Raw genomic sequence first — 15728 nt, forward strand, 5'->3', positions numbered from 1 at the left:
AATAGTTTGTATTTTTATAGAGAGAGAACAGACAGAAAGATGAATGAAAAAATGAATCAAATTCTTGAAGGGATTGATATCCGTTTTCAAGAACCTTTAAAATATTATACCTTCACAAAGGTAGGTGGGAATGCTGAATTTTTAGCCTTTCCTCGCAATCAATACGAATTAAAACGCATCGTCCAATTTGCCAACCAAGAGCAAATCCCATGGATGGTCCTGGGCAATGCGTCCAATATCATTGTCCGTGATGGGGGCATTCCGGGATTTGTCATTATGTTTGATCGCTTGCGTGACATCAGTGTGGACGGCTATGTGATCGAAGCAGAGGCAGGAGCTAAACTCATCGACACCACTCATGTGGCCTTGCACCATAGTTTGAAAGGCTTCGAGTTTGCTAGTGGCATTCCAGGCAGTGTCGGTGGTGCTGTCTTTATGAATGCGGGAGCCTATGGGGGAGAGATCGCGCATGTCCTTGTATCCTGTAAGGTCTTGACCAAAGACGGAGAGATCGAAACTCTGTCAGCGAGTGAACTAGCTTTTGGCTACCGTCATTCTAAGATTCAAGAGACAGGCGCTGTTGTCATCTCTGCCAAATTTGCTTTGTCACCAGGCAATCACGAGGCGATCAAGCAGGAGATGGATCGGTTGACCCATCTTCGTCAGTTGAAACAACCCCTTGAATACCCTTCTTGTGGATCTGTCTTTAAGCGTCCTGTCGGTCATTTTGCAGGTCAATTGATCAGTGAAGCAGGTCTAAAAGGCTATCGAATCGGTGGTGTGGAAGTTTCTGAAAAGCATGCCGGCTTTATGGTCAATGTCGATAATGGAACAGCTAAGGACTACGAAGATTTGATCGCCCATGTCATTGAGGCAGTAGAAGCTCATTCAGGCGTCCGTTTAGAACCAGAAGTTCGTATTATCGGCCAAGCCTAAGAGCTTAAGTATTGAAGAACAATTGATAGTGAACCATCGATAGCATCAGTCGGAGAGGGGGTGAGTGCCTATCGATACCGTAAATAGGTGGGGCAGTCTAGTAAGTCCCCGAGAGGTATTGGTGGTCTGACAGGTCTTCCTGTCAGCCGCTGCATTTTCGTTTGAAAAGCAGTTTGGTAATTGCAGTAAAGAAGGAATTTATGTGAATTGAAAAAACCAATTATTGAGTTTAAAAATGTTTCAAAGGTCTTTGAAGATAGCGGAACCGTTGTCCTAAAGGATATCAATTTTGAATTGGAAGAAGGGAAGTTCTATACCCTGCTCGGTGCATCTGGATCTGGAAAATCGACCATCCTTAATATCATTGCCGGTCTTTTGGATGCGACGACTGGAGATGTCTATCTTGACGGGGAACGGATCAATGATGTCCCTACCAACAAACGGGATGTCCACACCGTCTTTCAGTCCTATGCCCTGTTTCCACATATGACGGTCTTTGAAAATGTGGCTTTTCCCCTTCGTTTGAAAAAGGTGGACAAGGCTGAGATCGAACGTCGGGTTTCAGAAGTCTTGAAAATGGTCCAGTTAGCTGGATTTGAAAAACGTTCGATCCAAAAATTATCCGGTGGTCAACGCCAGCGGGTAGCTATTGCCCGGGCTATTATCAATGAACCACGAGTGGTCCTTTTAGATGAGCCCTTGTCTGCACTTGACTTGAAACTGCGGACAGACATGCAGTATGAGTTGCGGGAATTGCAACAACGCTTGGGGATTACCTTTGTCTTTGTTACCCATGACCAAGAAGAAGCTCTTGCCATGAGTGACTGGATCTTTGTCATGAATGAAGGAGAAATCGTCCAATCTGGTACACCGGTTGATATCTATGATGAACCGATTAACCACTTTGTAGCCACCTTTATCGGGGAGTCTAACATTCTAGATGGTCGCATGATCGAGGACTACTTGGTTGAGTTCAATGGCAAACGCTTTGAAGCGGTCGATGGGGGGATGCGTCCAAATGAACCAGTTGAAGTCGTCATTCGTCCTGAAGACTTGCAAATCACTCTTCCTGAAGAAGGCAAGCTCCAAGTGAAAGTGGACACCCAGCTCTTCCGTGGTGTTCATTACGAGATCATCGCCTATGATGATTTGGGAAATGAGTGGATGATTCACTCCACTCGTAAGGCTATCGTGGGAGAAGTTATCGGGCTAGACTTTGAACCAGAAGATATCCACGTTATGCGTCTCAACGAAACCGAAGAAGAATTCGATGCACGGATCGAAGAGTACGTTGAAGTGGAAGAGCAAGAAGCTGGTTTGATTAATGCCATTGAGGAGGAAAGAGATGAAGAAAACAACCTCTAATCTATTTATCCTCCCCTATTTCTTGTGGATTTTTCTCTTTGTCTTGGCTCCTGTAGTCATGATCATCTTTCAATCCTTTTTTAACGTTGAAGGGCAGTTTTCACTTGAAAACTACAAAGAGTTCTTTACTTCGCAAAATCTGACCTATTTAAAGATGAGCTTTAATTCGGTCCTTTATGCCGGAATCGTCACCCTGGTGACGCTCTTGATCTCCTACCCGACTGCTTACTTTTTGACGCTGCTCAAACACCGGCAGTTGTGGTTGATGTTGATCGTCTTGCCAACCTGGGTCAATCTCTTGCTCAAGGCCTATGCCTTTATCGGAATCTTTGGTCAAAACGGCTCCATCAATAGCTTTTTAAGCTTTCTCGGAGTCGCTCCCCAGCAGATCCTCTTTACCGATTTCTCCTTTATCTTTGTAGCCAGCTACATCGAGTTGCCTTTTATGATTTTGCCGATCTTTAATGTCTTAGATGACTTAGATCCAAACTTGATCAATGCCAGCTATGATTTGGGAGCCAATCGTTGGGATACCTTCCGTCATGTGGTCTTCCCCTTGTCCATGAATGGAGTCCGCTCAGGTGTACAATCTGTCTTTATTCCTAGTCTGAGCCTCTTCATGTTGACACGGATGATCGGTGGAAACCGGGTCATTACTTTGGGGACTGCGATTGAACAGCACTTCCTGACTACACAAAACTGGGGAATGGGTTCCACCATCGGAGTTGTTCTGATCCTTGCTATGCTCCTTACCATGTGGGCAACGAGAGAAAGGAGAGAACGATGAAAAAAGTATCCCATTTCTATCTAGGCTTCGTCTTTCTGATCCTCTATCTTCCCATCTTCTATTTGATCTTTTATGCCTTCAATAAAGGGGGAGATATGAATGCCTTCACGGGCTTCACGCTTGAGCATTTCAATGAATTGTTCGCAGATAGTCGCCTGATGCTGATCTTATCAGAGACCTTCCTCTTGGCCTTCTTGTCAGCCTTGATTGCGACAGTGATTGGAACCTTTGGAGCCATTTATATTTACCAATCCAAGAAAAAGTTAGAAGGACCATTGCTCTCCATCAACAACATTCTCATGGTAGCACCAGACGTTATGATTGGGGCCAGCTTCTTGATTCTCTTTACGACGGTGAAGTACCAGCTAGGTTTCCTATCTGTTCTGGCTAGCCACGTGGCCTTCTCGATTCCCATTGTGGTCTTGATGGTCTTGCCACGACTCAAGGAAATGAACCGGGATATGGTCAATGCGGCCTATGACTTGGGAGCTACTCAAGTGCAAATGCTCAAAGAGATCATGTTGCCGTATCTGACACCAGCCATCATTGCGGGCTACTTTATGGCCTTTACCTATTCTCTTGATGACTTCGCCGTGACCTTCTTTGTAACCGGAAATGGCTTTACAACCTTGTCTGTAGAGATCTACTCACGTGCGCGTCAAGGGATTTCCCTCAGTATCAATGCCTTGTCCGCCCTTGTCTTTCTCTTTAGTGTGCTCTTGGTCATCGGTTATTACTTTATCACCCGTGAAAAGGAGGAAGCAGCATGAAAAAACTTTATTCATTCCTAACTGGGATTGTCCTTGTCATTCTGGTCCTCTGGGGAATTAGCCACCAGATCGAAGCGAGCATGAATACCAAGAATAGTGACAAGCTGGTCATCTACAACTGGGGAGATTATATCGATCCGGAATTGCTCAAGGAATTTACAAAAGAGACAGGGATTCAGGTGCAATATGATACCTTTGATTCCAACGAAGCCATGTACACCAAGATCAAGCAAGGTGGAACCACTTACGATATTGCGATTCCTAGTGAATACATGATTGCCAAGATGATGGATGAGCATCTGGTTGAAAAGTTGGACCAATCCAAGATCAAAGGGATGGAAAATATCGATCCAAAACTCTTGAACCAATCGTTTGATCCGGGCAACCAATATTCAGTCCCTTACTTCTGGGGTACCTTGGGGATTATCTACAATACCAAGATGGTCAAAAATGCTCCTGAACATTGGTCAGATCTCTGGCGTGAAGAGTACAGAAATGACATCATGATGTACGATGGTGCGCGTGAGGTCATGGGAATTGGTCTCAATACCTTGGGCTATAGCCTCAATGAAAAGGATCCAAAGAAATTGCAAGAGGCAGTAGATAAACTCTACACCTTGACGCCAAACATCAAAGCTTTGGTTGCTGATGAGATGAAAGGCTATATGATCCAAAACAATGCGGCTATTGGGGTTACCTTCTCAGGAGAAGCCAGCCAAATGCTCGAAGCCAATAAGGATCTTCGCTATGTCGTCCCAACTGAAGCCAGCAACCTTTGGTTTGATAACATTGTCATTCCAAAAACCGTGAAAAATAAAGAAGCAGCATATGCCTTTATTAACTTCATGCTTCGTCCTAAAAATGCTTTGAAAAATGCTCTTTATGTCGGCTACTCAACGCCAAATAAAAAAGCCAAAGCCATGTTGCCAAAAGAAATCCAAGATGACCAATCCTTCTATCCAAGCGATGAAACGCTGGACCATTTGGAAGTCTATCAACAATTAGGCAAGAAATTGCTTGGAGTCTATAACGATCTTTACCTTCAGGTCAAGATGTATCGAAAATAACACAAAAGGAACCTCAGGGTTCCTTTTTGATTGCTGCATATAGTCTCTAACTAGTGAGTTAGATTGAGATTCAAATGAAAGATGCTATAATAGTAAGGAAAGTGACTGGCCCATTCAGTCATGAAAGGAAGGATTGGAGAAGAAAAAATGAAAAGACGACTGGAACTTTTTTTGATTATTCTGTTACCGATCCTAGGACTGGTTTTTCTAGGAGGAAAAATCATGAATCTGACCAAAAGACCCGAACAGAAGGTAACGGCTTCATCCTCAAAGAAAGTCGTACAAAAATCAGAAGAAGAAATAAAAAAAGAGCAAATCGCATTTCTCAAGGAACACGAGCAAGAAATCGTTGATTATGTGAGGGCTCAAAATTCAAAAATTGAGTCAGTTCAGATTGATTGGACTGATGTGAGATGGAGTGATGGAGGTTTCTTGTTTCCTGATTATTCTATTGAAGTTTATGGAACAGTGAATCATATTGAAGATTCAGGATGGAGTGCCTCTATGCCGATTAATGATGATGATTCAATCGATTTGAAAAAAATTTCCATATTTAACCATATAACCATCGGTGAAGAAATATTGGAGTAGTAGTTCTTTTGATCTATGTTGAAATTTAAGGATAAATTATGAAGAAACATACTAAAATTATTTTGCTAACAGTAACATCGATAATTGCTTTATTTAGTATCGAAGGATGCACTATAAAATCAAAAGAGCAAACGAAACAAGCGCAAACTGTCACCTCTTCAACTACAAAAGAGGACAAAGAAACCATTAAACAAAAACAGCTAGCCTATTTGAAAGAACATGAAAAAGAAATTGTTGATTTTGTGAAAGCTCAAAGTCCGAAAATCGAATCCGTCCAGATTGATTGGAATAGTATGGTAATTGAAGAGTCTGGGAATGGAACGCCTCAGGGTGGTGGATACAATTTATCTATTTCTGGTAAAATTAATCAATTAAAAAACACAAAATTCTCCGTTGATTTTTACTTAGAAGATCAAAATAGCATACCAACTATCAAAAAAATGGGCATGCTTAATGATATCTATATCGAGGAAAATGGTGGCTGGAAAATTTTTTCCTAAGTAAATAGAAGTATTAGTGTTAGGAGGAAAATGAAAAATAAAATGAAATGTACACTTAAGTTATTAGCTTTAATGCTTATTTTCACAAGTATTGGAGGTTGTACTGTAAAGCAAAAAGCGCATAAGAAACAAGCACAAACTGTCACCACTTCCTCCTCCAAAGAAGATATAGAAGTGATCAAACAAAAACGGCTCGCTTATCTCAAAGAGCACGAGCAAGAAATAGTCAATTTTGTGAAATCGAAGAGTTCAAAGATTGAATCTGTTCAAATTTATTGGGACGAAACGCAATGGATTGAGGGTGGAAATGGGACACCACAAGGTGGAGATGAGGTCATAGAAATTTTTGGTACAGTCAATCAGCTAGAAGATTCAGGATGGAGGGTGGATGTTGTATTTGATTCTGATCAAAAGATGACTTTCAGTATGGGCTATAATATTAGTATTAAGGGTGATTATATTGAGTAAGAACTGGAAGATTCAAAGCCTGTAAGGAGGATTTATGAAGAGACAAATGGAACTACTTTTGATCATTTTGTTACCGATCCTAGGACTGGTTTTTCTTGGAGGAAAAATCATGACCCTGACCAAAAGCCCCGAACAGAAGATAACGACCTCATCTTCAAAGAAAGTCGTACAAAAACCAGATGAAGACATAAAAAAAGAACAACTGGACTATCTAAAAGAACACGAACAGAAGGTTATTGATTTAGTCAAAGCACAAAATTCAAAAGTTGAATCCGTTCAGATTGATTGGGATCAGACGCAGTGGGGTGATGGTGGACTGACAACTCCTGAATATTACATGAGTGTTTATGGAGGTATAAATCATATTGAAGAATCGAGTTGGGGAGTAGATATCCCAATTAATGAGGACAATACATTAAATTTAGATGAGATGTATATAGGATCCGACATTAGAATTGGGGGGAGATTATTTGACTAATTGGAATTTAAAAAGTTTTGATAATCTATATGCTTCATTAGCAGAATCAGCTTACAGATATAGACCCAAAAAGTTTCCATATGAATGATTGGATCAATTCCAGGAAGAGCGTTCAAAGCTCAAATGGGAGTATGACAACGAGATAGATGCTTTCTATAAAAATCAGAAAAAGCTGGAATCGAAAGATAAAAAAAATCAGTAAGGTTGTCCTTACTGATTTTTTAGTTGGTTCCAGATGATGCTGTATCTGCGCCACTGTCTGTTGCTGTGGAGCCTTGGTCTTGTGCGGCAGACGAGCTAGATTCAGTAGCAGATGAGCTATCGGTTTCTTTTTGTGAACTTGTTTCTGTATTGCTTGAATTGGTTTGTGTATTGGTGTTAGCATCTGTATTAGTAGCGCTTGAGTCAGATCCCTTATCGTGGACCACGACGACGCTGGTGCTACTAGATGGTTTGTCTTCTGTTTTTTGATTGTCTTTATTGAGCAGACTCATGATGGTAAAGGAAGTGACGATAATCCCTAGGAGACTGGCAATCGTAGCTACAACCGTTTGAAATACGGACAAACCTTGTTTGACTTTCTCACCGCGAGATGGTCTTGTATCAACTTTTTCCTCAGGTTTTTGGTTTTTGTTACTTCTTGAATATTGTGACATGTTCATTCTCTTTCTATCAAAAATTGTTTTTTAACACTTTCCTATTATAAGTCATTTTCTGAAAAATGTCTAAAAAGAACTGAATTTTATAGAGTGATTTTGCCGCATCTCTCTTTATCAAATCCTTGTCCCAAGCGGTTAGAAATGATAAAATAGAAGTTACGTAAAAAGAAAGTGATGGATGCGTAGGACATGATCTATTTTGACAATTCAGCAACGACTAAACCCTATCCAGAAGCCCTTGCGACTTATACAGAAGTAGCGACTCGGATCTGGGGCAACCCTTCTAGTTTGCACAATCTAGGTAGTCAAGCTACTCGTATTTTGGAAGCTTCTCGGAAACAAATTGCGGAGCTAATTGGCAAGAAAGCTGAGGAAATTTACTTCACGTCTGGTGGGACAGAAGGGGACAACTGGATCCTAAAGGGTGTCGCCTTTGAGAAAGCTCCTTATGGCAAGCATATCATTGTCTCTGACATCGAGCATCCCGCTATCAAGGAGTCAGCTGCTTGGCTAAAGACGCAGGGATTCGAAGTGGATTACGCTCCAGTGGATGCGCGTGGCTTTGTCAAGGTGGATGCCTTGGCTAGTCTTCTCCGTCCGGATACGACCTTGGTCTCTGTCATGGCCGTCAACAATGAGATTGGTTCCATCCAGCCCATCCATGAAATCGCAGCTCTCCTGGAAGATCGTCCAACGATTAGTTTCCATGTCGATGCTGTGCAATCCTTGGCAAAGGTAGCAACAGAAGTTTATCTACCAGAGCGCGTGGACTTTGCGACCTTCTCTAGTCACAAATTCCATGGACTTCGCGGAGTCGGATTTGTCTACATTAAAGAAGGCAAAAAGATCACCCCTCTCTTAACCGGAGGTGGTCAAGAAAAAGAAATGCGCTCGACAACTGAGAACGTGGCAGGAATCGCAGCAACAGCAAAAGCCCTACGCTTAGCCATGGAAAACCAAGAAGCTTTTGCCAGCAAAACCCAGCAGATGAAAGAAGTCATCCGCAAAGAATTGGCCAACTATCCAGATGTCACTATCTTTTCTGGTGAGGATCACTTTGCGCCTCACATCTTGACTTTCGGGATCAAGGGAGTTCGTGGAGAAGTAGTGGTCCATGCCTTTGAAGAGTTTGATATTTACATCTCGACCACTAGTGCCTGTTCGTCCAAAGCAGGTAAGCCAGCTGGAACCTTGATTGCCATGGGAGTGGACAAGAGTATCGCACAGACTGCTGTTCGCTTGAGTCTTGACCTTGAGAATGACATGAGCCAAGTCGAGCAATTCTTGACCAAGTTCAAACTGATTTACGAGCAAACACGAAAAGTACGTTAATTTTAGAAGGAAATCAACATGACCTTAACCTATTCAGAAATTATGATTCGCTATGGAGAGCTTTCTACTAAAGGAAAGAACCGCATGCGTTTCATCAATAAACTTCGCAATAATATCCAAGATGTTTTATCTATCTATCCAGCTGTCAAAGTGACAGCAGACCGTGATCGAGCGCATGCTTATCTACATGGGACGGATTATGAACCAGTAGCAGAATCCCTCAAACAGGTTTTTGGAATCCAAAATTTTTCACCCGTTTACAAGATTGAAAAATCTGTTCCGGCCTTAAAAGCGGCAGTGCAAGAGATCATGAAGGAGATTTACAAGGAAGGCTTGACCTTTAAAATCTCAAGTAAACGCAGTGACCATACCTTTGAACTCGATAGTCGCGAGCTTAATCAAACCTTGGGAGGTGCGGTCTTTGAAGCGATCCCAACGATTCAAGCTCAGATGAAAAAACCAGATATCAACTTGCAAGTTGAAATTCGAGAAGAAGCAGCCTATATCTCTTATGAAACCATTAAAGGAGCAGGAGGCCTTCCTGTTGGTACGTCTGGCAAGGGCATGCTCATGCTTTCTGGTGGGATCGACTCTCCAGTAGCTGGTTACCTAGCCTTGAAGCGTGGAGTAGATATCGAGGCCGTCCATTTTGCTAGCCCACCTTATACCAGCCCAGGAGCTCTTAAAAAAGCCCATGATTTAACACGGAAGTTGACCAAGTTTGGGGGCAATATCCAATTTATCGAGGTGCCATTCACAGAGATCCAAGAGGAAATCAAGGCAAAAGCGCCAGAAGCTTACCTCATGACTTTGACCCGTCGCTTTATGATGCGTATTACAGACCGTATTCGCGAGGTTCGCGGTGGTTTGGTCATTATTAATGGTGAAAGCTTGGGACAAGTGGCTAGCCAAACCTTAGAGAGTATGCAGGCCATCAATGCCGTGACCAATACGCCGGTTATCCGTCCGGTGGTGACCATGGACAAGTTGGAAATCATCGATATTGCCCAAGAGATTGATACCTTTGAAATCTCTATCCAGCCATTCGAAGATTGTTGTACCATCTTTGCACCGGATCGTCCAAAGACGAATCCGAAACTCAAAAATGCGGAGCAATATGAGCAACGCATGGATGTGGAAGCTTTGGTGGAGCGTGCGGTAGCAGGCATCATCGTAACAGAGATCACACCAAAAGCAGAAAAAGATGAGGTCGATGACCTGATCGAGGATTTGCTATAGGAGAGACTGGGAGTATCCAGCCTCTTTTTCTAACCAACTTAAAGGAGACAAGATGAAAAAAATTATCGTTTTAATGACAAGTTTGCTTCTGTTGACAGGCTGCGTCAAAGTATCATTTACTGGTCCGAAAAAAGAAGAAAAGACCAGCCAGTCAACCAGCAGTAAAAAAGAACCGCTCACATTTGTCAGAGCCGACCAGTACAAAGACCAGGACAACGAAGTCCTGGAAGCGTCTGAGAAATTTATCAAGGAACATCCAACGCTTGGAGAACCTGGAAAATTATTTGTCTTTTTCCCAGGCTATACCTTTGGAAATGAGGAAAGCCGCTTCGCCTTGTTCTTTATTGTGAATCGTACCACCACAACCATCGATCGTGATGGATCCTTTGTCCTGAATTTGGAATATGATAGGGAGCCACTTTTCAAAGATGTCACAGTTGACTATGAAATCAATGAATCAGGTGTATTGAAACCGAATACGGCTGCAGCTATTCCTATCAAAATCACCAAGGAACAAGAAGAAAAAATGAAGAGCATGAACGATTCTTCAAAAGCAAAAATGAGTTTTAATGACTTTAAATTTAAAGATAAGTAGAAGAAGTCGGACCGACAAGCGATCTTAAAATAAAAGATACAAAATCATCCATTTTATAAAAGAAATTCGTTTTCAAAGCGAAAAAATACTTGTCTTTGTCTGATAGAAGTGATATACTAAGAGAGTTGACTATGCACATGCCTGTGCAACCGCTCGAACATCGTCGCTCATTTCCATGAGAGTAAGTGGTTCGTCCCACGATGCTAGGCGAGTCTTCACAAAAATACGGGGAAACCCAAAAATACATAGGAGGTGCATAATGAGCACATACGCAATCATTAAAACTGGCGGAAAACAAGTTAAAGTTGAAGTTGGTCAAGCTATCTACGTTGAAAAATTGAACGTTGAAGCTGGTCAAGAAGTTACATTTAACGAAGTTGTTCTTGTTGGTGGTGAAAACACTGTTGTCGGAACTCCACTTGTTTCAGGAGCTACTGTTGTTGGAACTGTTGAAAAACAAGGAAAACAAAAGAAAGTTGTTACTTACAAGTACAAACCTAAAAAAGGTAGCCACCGTAAACAAGGTCACCGTCAACCTTACACTAAAGTTGTCATCAACGCTATCAACGCTTAATTTTTAGGAGAACACATGATACAAGCAGTCTTTGAACGAGCCGAAGATGGCGAGCTGAGGAGTGCAGAAATCACTGGGCACGCTGGAAGCGGTGAATACGGCTTTGATGTCGTGTGTGCATCGGTTTCGACTCTAGCCATTAACTTTGTCAACTCTGTTGAGAAATTTGCAGGCTACGAACCGGATCTAGAATTAAACGAAGAAGAAGGTGGCTTCCTGCGGGTGACGATCCCGACGGATATTCCACCACATCAAAGAGAAATGACCCAACTATTCTTTGAATCATTTTTCTTAGGGATGGCAAACTTATCGAAGAACTCATCGGAGTTCGTCCAAACAAGAGTTATCACAGAAAACTAACATGGAGGAAAACAATTATGTTGAAATTGAATCTTGCTAACTTGCAACTTTTCGCCCACAAAAAAGGTGGAGGTTCTACATCAAACGGACGTGATTCACAAGCAAAACGTCTTGGAGCTAAAGCAGCTGATGGACAAACTGTAACAGGTGGATCTATCCTTTACCGTCAACGCGGTACTCACATCTACCCAGGTGTGAACGTTGGACGTGGTGGAGACGATACTTTGTTCGCAAAAGTTGAAGGCGTAGTACGCTTCGAACGTAAAGGTCGCGATAAAAAACAAGTTTCTGTTTACCCAATCGCAAAATAAAAAGGTTCAGTGAACCTTTTTATCCCGAGCCTTGAAATATTAAGGTGAGGAAGCTAGAAATAGCATAAATCAAAGCTTTCCGGATTGACGGAAGGCTTTTTTCTTTTATTTATTTAAAAATATCGTGTTTACTCTTGTTAATATAATGTTTGAATTTGTGTTTTTTGAAAAATGTAGTATAATAGAGACAAATATAGTAGGAATGGAAGTAGTACCATGAAAGATAGCAGACATGTTGAAATTCTTCAGGAACTGGATCGAAAAAGTGTGGTATCGGTCAAAGAGCTCAAGGAACTTTTTGGGGTGACAGATATGACCATTCGTCGCGATCTGATTGATCTTGAAAAACAAGGTCTTTTAGTTCGTGTACATGGTGGGGCCCACAAAAAAGTCAAAGATAGCTTATTAGAAGCTTCTCACAGTGAAAAAAATCTGATCAATATTGATGAGAAACGAAGCATTGCCAAAAAATGTGCAGACTTGATCGAAAATGGGGATACCGTCTTTATTGGCTCTGGTACAACAACAGACTTTATCGGAGATTATTTGGAAGGGAAAGAAATTAGCATCGTCACCAACTCCCTGCCTATTTTTGAGAAGCTCAAGGATTTCCCGAATTATGACTTGATATTAGTTGGTGGTCGCTACCGGGTAAAGACACAAACCTTTGTCGGTCAATTTGCCAATAAACTCTTGAAAGAAATCAAGGTTTCTAAAGCCTTTATCGGGGTGAATGGAATCGATGGCCATAGTGTCTCCACAGCTAATGAAGAAGAAGGAAATGGCAATGCCATTATTCTGAACAATGCGATAGAGAAATATGTGGTAGCTGATAACAGCAAGTTTGATAGTTATTCCTTCTACAGTTTCTATCGTGTGGAAGATCTAAATGCCATTATTACCGATGATAGTATTCCAAAGAAGATCAAAGACAAATACGGCTTGTATACGAAAATCATATAAAACAAAGTGGTCTCAAAAAAGAGACCACTTTTTACTGATTTAAGGATGTTGGAAAATGACGGATAGAAAGCGCTTTAGAGAGATATACAAACAAAATTAAACAAATTTAGACAAAAAATGATTGACAATCAATCAATATAGTGATATACTGAAGCTATAAATAAATAGTTAGATAAGGAGGTGGCAACAATGGGATTAAATCAACTCTTTAACAAAGATCTTGTATTTTGCCTACATGCCAAGGATCAAACAGATCTCTTTGAGCAGGTAGCAAGCTTATTGGAAGAGCGACAGATTGTGACACCAACCTATCGTTCCGCTTTGATTGAGCGTGAAAAGTCTTTCCCGACTGGATTAGACATGGAATTTCTTGGTAAGGACTTACCAAATGTGGCGATCCCGCACACAGACATTGTCCATAATCTCACTGAGAATGTGGTTGTGGTTCGTTTGGATCAACCCGTAACTTTCCATAATATGATTGCTCCAGATAAGGAAGTTCAAGTTTCACTTTTATTCTTCATTATCAATAATACGAGCTCAAGCCAAACCAATATTTTGGCCCAACTGATGGATTTCTTTACATCCAATGGAAATCTCGAAGCTCTATCAAAATTAGATAGTGAAGATAAGCTTTATCAATACATTACGGAAACTATTTCCTAAAACATTCGTAAATATTTATAATGGAGGACATCCAAATGATTAAAATTTTAGCTGCCTGTGGTGCAGGTGTTAACTCTAGCCACCAAATTAAGAATGCTTTGGAAGAAGAGTTGTCAAACCGTGGTTATGATGTGCGTTGTGACGCTGTCATGGTCAAAGACGTCAATGAAGATTTGATTTCTGGTTATGACATCTTTACTCCAATTGCTGCTACTGATTTGGGATTCGATCCTGGTATTCCAGTGGTAGAAGCAGGACCAATCTTGTTCCGTATTCCAGCGATGAGTGCGCCAGTCTTTGATAACATCGAAGCTGCCATTAAAGAACATGGATTAAGTTAATATTTTTTTAAACATGATTGTAAGCGTTATCCAATTATAAAATTGGGAACACTTTATGCTGTAAATTACAAAAAAATTCATAAATCGGGAGGATTTATTATGAATGGCATTATTGATTTTGCCAATAAATTTTTCAAACCCATCCTAGACATGGGTGCTCCGATCATCATGTTGATCGTCCTAACTCTATTGGCACTTTTGTTTGGAGTGAAATTCTCCAAAGCGCTTGAAGGTGGTATTAAACTTGCCATCGCCCTTACTGGTATCGGTGCTATCATCGGTATGTTGAATGGAGCTTTCTCAGCATCTCTTGCAAAATTCGTTGAGAATACTGGTATTCAATTGAATATCACAGACGTTGGTTGGGCGCCTCTTGCGACCATTACTTGGGGGTCTGCCTGGACACTTTACTTCTTGTTGATTATGTTGATCGTCAACGTTATCATGCTTGCGATCAAGAAAACGGATACGCTTGACGTCGATATCTTCGATATCTGGCACTTGTCTATCACTGGTCTTTTGATCAAATGGTATGCTGACAATAACGGTGTCAGCCAAGGAGTTTCACTTTTCGTTGCAACTCTTGCCGTTGTCCTTGTAGGGGTTATGAAAATCATCAACTCAGACTTGATGAAACCAACATTTGATGATTTGTTGAATGCACCAAGTTCATCACCTATGACATCTACTCACATGAACTACATGATGAACCCAATCATCATGGTCTTGGATAAAATCTTTGACAAATTCTTCCCAGGTCTTGATAAATACGACTTCGACGCTGCTAAATTGAACAAGAAGATCGGTTTCTGGGGATCTAAATTCTTTATCGGTTTCCTTCTTGGTATCGTCATCGGTATCATGGGTACTCCACATCCAGTTGCTGGTGTGCAAGATGCTGCCAAATGGGAATTGGTTATTAAAGGTTGGTTGAGCCTTGGTTTGACTGCCGGTGTCTGCTTGGAATTGTTCTCATTGATCGGTTCTTGGTTCATCGCAGCGGTAGAACCATTGTCACAAGGTATTACAAACGTTGCTACTAAACGTCTTCAAGGACGTAAATTCAACATCGGTTTGGACTGGCCATTTATCGCTGGTCGTGCTGAAATCTGGGCTTGTGCCAACGTACTTGCACCAATCATGTTGATCGAAGCAGTGCTTCTTTCTAAAGTCGGAAATGGTATCTTGCCACTTGCTGGTATCATCGCTATGGGTGTAACTCCAGCCTTGTTGGTTGTAACACGCGGTAAATTGATCCGTATGATCATCTTCGGAAGCCTTCTCTTGCCACTCTTCCTTCTTTCAGGTACATTGATTGCACCATTTGCAACTCAATTGGCTAAGAGTGTTGATGCCTTCCCTAAAGGGGTGGCTTCTACTCAATTGATCACTCACTCAACTCTTGAAGGACCAGTTGAAAAATTGCTCGGTTGGACAATCGGTAACGCAACAACTGGTGATATCAAAGCTATCCTTGGTGTAGTTGTCTTCTTGGCATTCTATATCGGAATCTTCGCTTGGTACAGAAAACAAATGATCAAACGTAACGAAGAATATGCTGCAAATGCAAAATAATCGTTGCATGTAGTTTGAAAACTGACACCATATCTTTTCTAGATATGGTGTTTTTATTTTTAAAAAATGTTCGAAAATAAACAATTTAATGTTGACTTTCGTTCGAAATAGGTGTAATATAATATCAAAAGTAAGAAAATGTTTCTTTGTG

The 15728-nt window shown here is 41.2% G+C and carries 20 protein-coding genes and 1 other annotated feature; of the genes, 19 read left to right on the forward strand and 1 reads right to left on the reverse strand.

Annotated elements, in window-relative coordinates; genetic code table 11:
• Nucleotides 1-39: 39 nt before the first annotated feature.
• The 9 genes from murB to NFR56_RS01915 all read left to right on the forward strand — a co-directional run bounded on the left by murB (nt 40) and on the right by NFR56_RS01915 (nt 6962).
• A complete protein-coding gene (gene murB, locus NFR56_RS01875) occupies nt 40-936 on the forward strand; it encodes a UDP-N-acetylmuramate dehydrogenase (RefSeq protein WP_023918387.1) in 897 nt (298 codons plus the stop codon).
• A gap of 207 nt (nt 937-1143) precedes the next feature.
• Nucleotides 1144-2301, forward strand: a complete 1158-nt coding sequence (locus NFR56_RS01880; RefSeq protein ID WP_003002881.1) for an ABC transporter ATP-binding protein — start codon at nt 1144-1146, stop codon at nt 2299-2301.
• Complete coding sequence (locus NFR56_RS01885) at nt 2282-3088, forward strand: ABC transporter permease (protein WP_049475040.1); 807 nt, start codon at nt 2282-2284, stop codon at nt 3086-3088. The genes NFR56_RS01880 and NFR56_RS01885 overlap by 20 nt, the downstream gene beginning before the upstream one ends.
• Nucleotides 3085-3858, forward strand: coding sequence for an ABC transporter permease (locus NFR56_RS01890; RefSeq protein ID WP_003002847.1), 774 nt, complete (start codon nt 3085-3087; stop codon nt 3856-3858). Before NFR56_RS01885 ends, NFR56_RS01890 begins: the two co-directional genes overlap by 4 nt.
• Nucleotides 3855-4925, forward strand: coding sequence for an ABC transporter substrate-binding protein (locus NFR56_RS01895; RefSeq protein ID WP_003016505.1), 1071 nt, complete (start codon nt 3855-3857; stop codon nt 4923-4925). The genes NFR56_RS01890 and NFR56_RS01895 overlap by 4 nt, the downstream gene beginning before the upstream one ends.
• Nucleotides 4926-5045: 120 nt before the next feature.
• A complete protein-coding gene (locus NFR56_RS01900) occupies nt 5046-5516 on the forward strand; it encodes a hypothetical protein (protein WP_049498235.1) in 471 nt (156 codons plus the stop codon).
• A gap of 38 nt (nt 5517-5554) precedes the next feature.
• Entirely contained in the window at nt 5555-6016 is a 462-nt protein-coding gene (locus NFR56_RS01905; protein ID WP_049498236.1) for a hypothetical protein, read from the forward strand.
• Nucleotides 6017-6046: 30 nt separating this feature from the next.
• A complete protein-coding gene (locus NFR56_RS01910) occupies nt 6047-6484 on the forward strand; it encodes a hypothetical protein (RefSeq protein ID WP_049498237.1) in 438 nt (145 codons plus the stop codon).
• Between the two features lie 34 nt (nt 6485-6518).
• Nucleotides 6519-6962, forward strand: coding sequence for a hypothetical protein (locus NFR56_RS01915; protein ID WP_049498238.1), 444 nt, complete (start codon nt 6519-6521; stop codon nt 6960-6962).
• Nucleotides 6963-7183: 221 nt separating this feature from the next.
• On the opposite strand, the gene NFR56_RS01920 is transcribed toward NFR56_RS01915, so the two are convergent.
• The gene (locus tag NFR56_RS01920) at nt 7184-7618 is read right to left on the reverse strand and encodes a DUF6556 family protein (protein ID WP_049498239.1); all 435 of its coding nucleotides are present in this window, start codon (nt 7616-7618) and stop codon (nt 7184-7186) included.
• Between the two features lie 192 nt (nt 7619-7810).
• Between NFR56_RS01920 and NFR56_RS01925 the strand changes: the two genes are divergently transcribed.
• The 10 genes from NFR56_RS01925 (at nt 7811) to NFR56_RS01970 (ending at nt 15577) form a co-directional block, all read left to right on the forward strand.
• Nucleotides 7811-8953, forward strand: a complete 1143-nt coding sequence (locus tag NFR56_RS01925; protein ID WP_201087738.1) for a cysteine desulfurase family protein — start codon at nt 7811-7813, stop codon at nt 8951-8953.
• Nucleotides 8954-8971: 18 nt separating this feature from the next.
• The gene (gene thiI, locus NFR56_RS01930) at nt 8972-10192 is read left to right on the forward strand and encodes a tRNA uracil 4-sulfurtransferase ThiI (RefSeq protein WP_049498241.1); all 1221 of its coding nucleotides are present in this window, start codon (nt 8972-8974) and stop codon (nt 10190-10192) included.
• A gap of 52 nt (nt 10193-10244) precedes the next feature.
• Nucleotides 10245-10787 (forward strand): membrane lipoprotein lipid attachment site-containing protein, encoded by a 543-nt coding sequence (locus NFR56_RS01935; RefSeq protein WP_049498242.1) that lies wholly within the window; start codon nt 10245-10247, stop codon nt 10785-10787.
• A gap of 137 nt (nt 10788-10924) precedes the next feature.
• Nucleotides 10925-11012 (forward strand) — a sequence feature (ribosomal protein L21 leader region).
• A gap of 34 nt (nt 11013-11046) precedes the next feature.
• Nucleotides 11047-11361 carry a 50S ribosomal protein L21 gene (gene rplU, locus NFR56_RS01940; protein ID WP_003002830.1) on the forward strand — a complete coding sequence of 105 codons (315 nt, stop codon included), beginning with the start codon at nt 11047-11049 and terminating at the stop codon, nt 11359-11361.
• A 15-nt stretch (nt 11362-11376) separates the two neighbouring features.
• The gene (locus NFR56_RS01945) at nt 11377-11721 is read left to right on the forward strand and encodes a ribosomal-processing cysteine protease Prp (protein ID WP_049498243.1); all 345 of its coding nucleotides are present in this window, start codon (nt 11377-11379) and stop codon (nt 11719-11721) included.
• Between the two features lie 17 nt (nt 11722-11738).
• On the forward strand, nt 11739-12032 hold the full coding sequence (rpmA, locus tag NFR56_RS01950) for a 50S ribosomal protein L27 (RefSeq protein WP_003002805.1): 294 nt from the start codon (nt 11739-11741) through the stop codon (nt 12030-12032).
• A 216-nt stretch (nt 12033-12248) separates the two neighbouring features.
• Nucleotides 12249-12995: a DeoR/GlpR family DNA-binding transcription regulator gene (locus tag NFR56_RS01955; protein ID WP_049498244.1), complete on the forward strand. Its 747-nt coding sequence runs from the start codon at nt 12249-12251 to the stop codon at nt 12993-12995.
• 189 nt (nt 12996-13184) lie between these two features.
• Nucleotides 13185-13661, forward strand: a complete 477-nt coding sequence (locus NFR56_RS01960) for a PTS sugar transporter subunit IIA (RefSeq protein WP_023918370.1) — start codon at nt 13185-13187, stop codon at nt 13659-13661.
• Between the two features lie 35 nt (nt 13662-13696).
• A complete protein-coding gene (locus NFR56_RS01965; RefSeq protein WP_003002828.1) occupies nt 13697-14002 on the forward strand; it encodes a PTS sugar transporter subunit IIB in 306 nt (101 codons plus the stop codon).
• Between the two features lie 99 nt (nt 14003-14101).
• Nucleotides 14102-15577, forward strand: coding sequence for a PTS transporter subunit IIC (locus NFR56_RS01970; RefSeq protein WP_251457348.1), 1476 nt, complete (start codon nt 14102-14104; stop codon nt 15575-15577).
• Nucleotides 15578-15728: the final 151 nt, after the last annotated feature.

This window comes from Streptococcus caecimuris (genome assembly GCF_943193075.1).
Lineage (GTDB): Bacteria > Bacillota > Bacilli > Lactobacillales > Streptococcaceae > Streptococcus > Streptococcus caecimuris.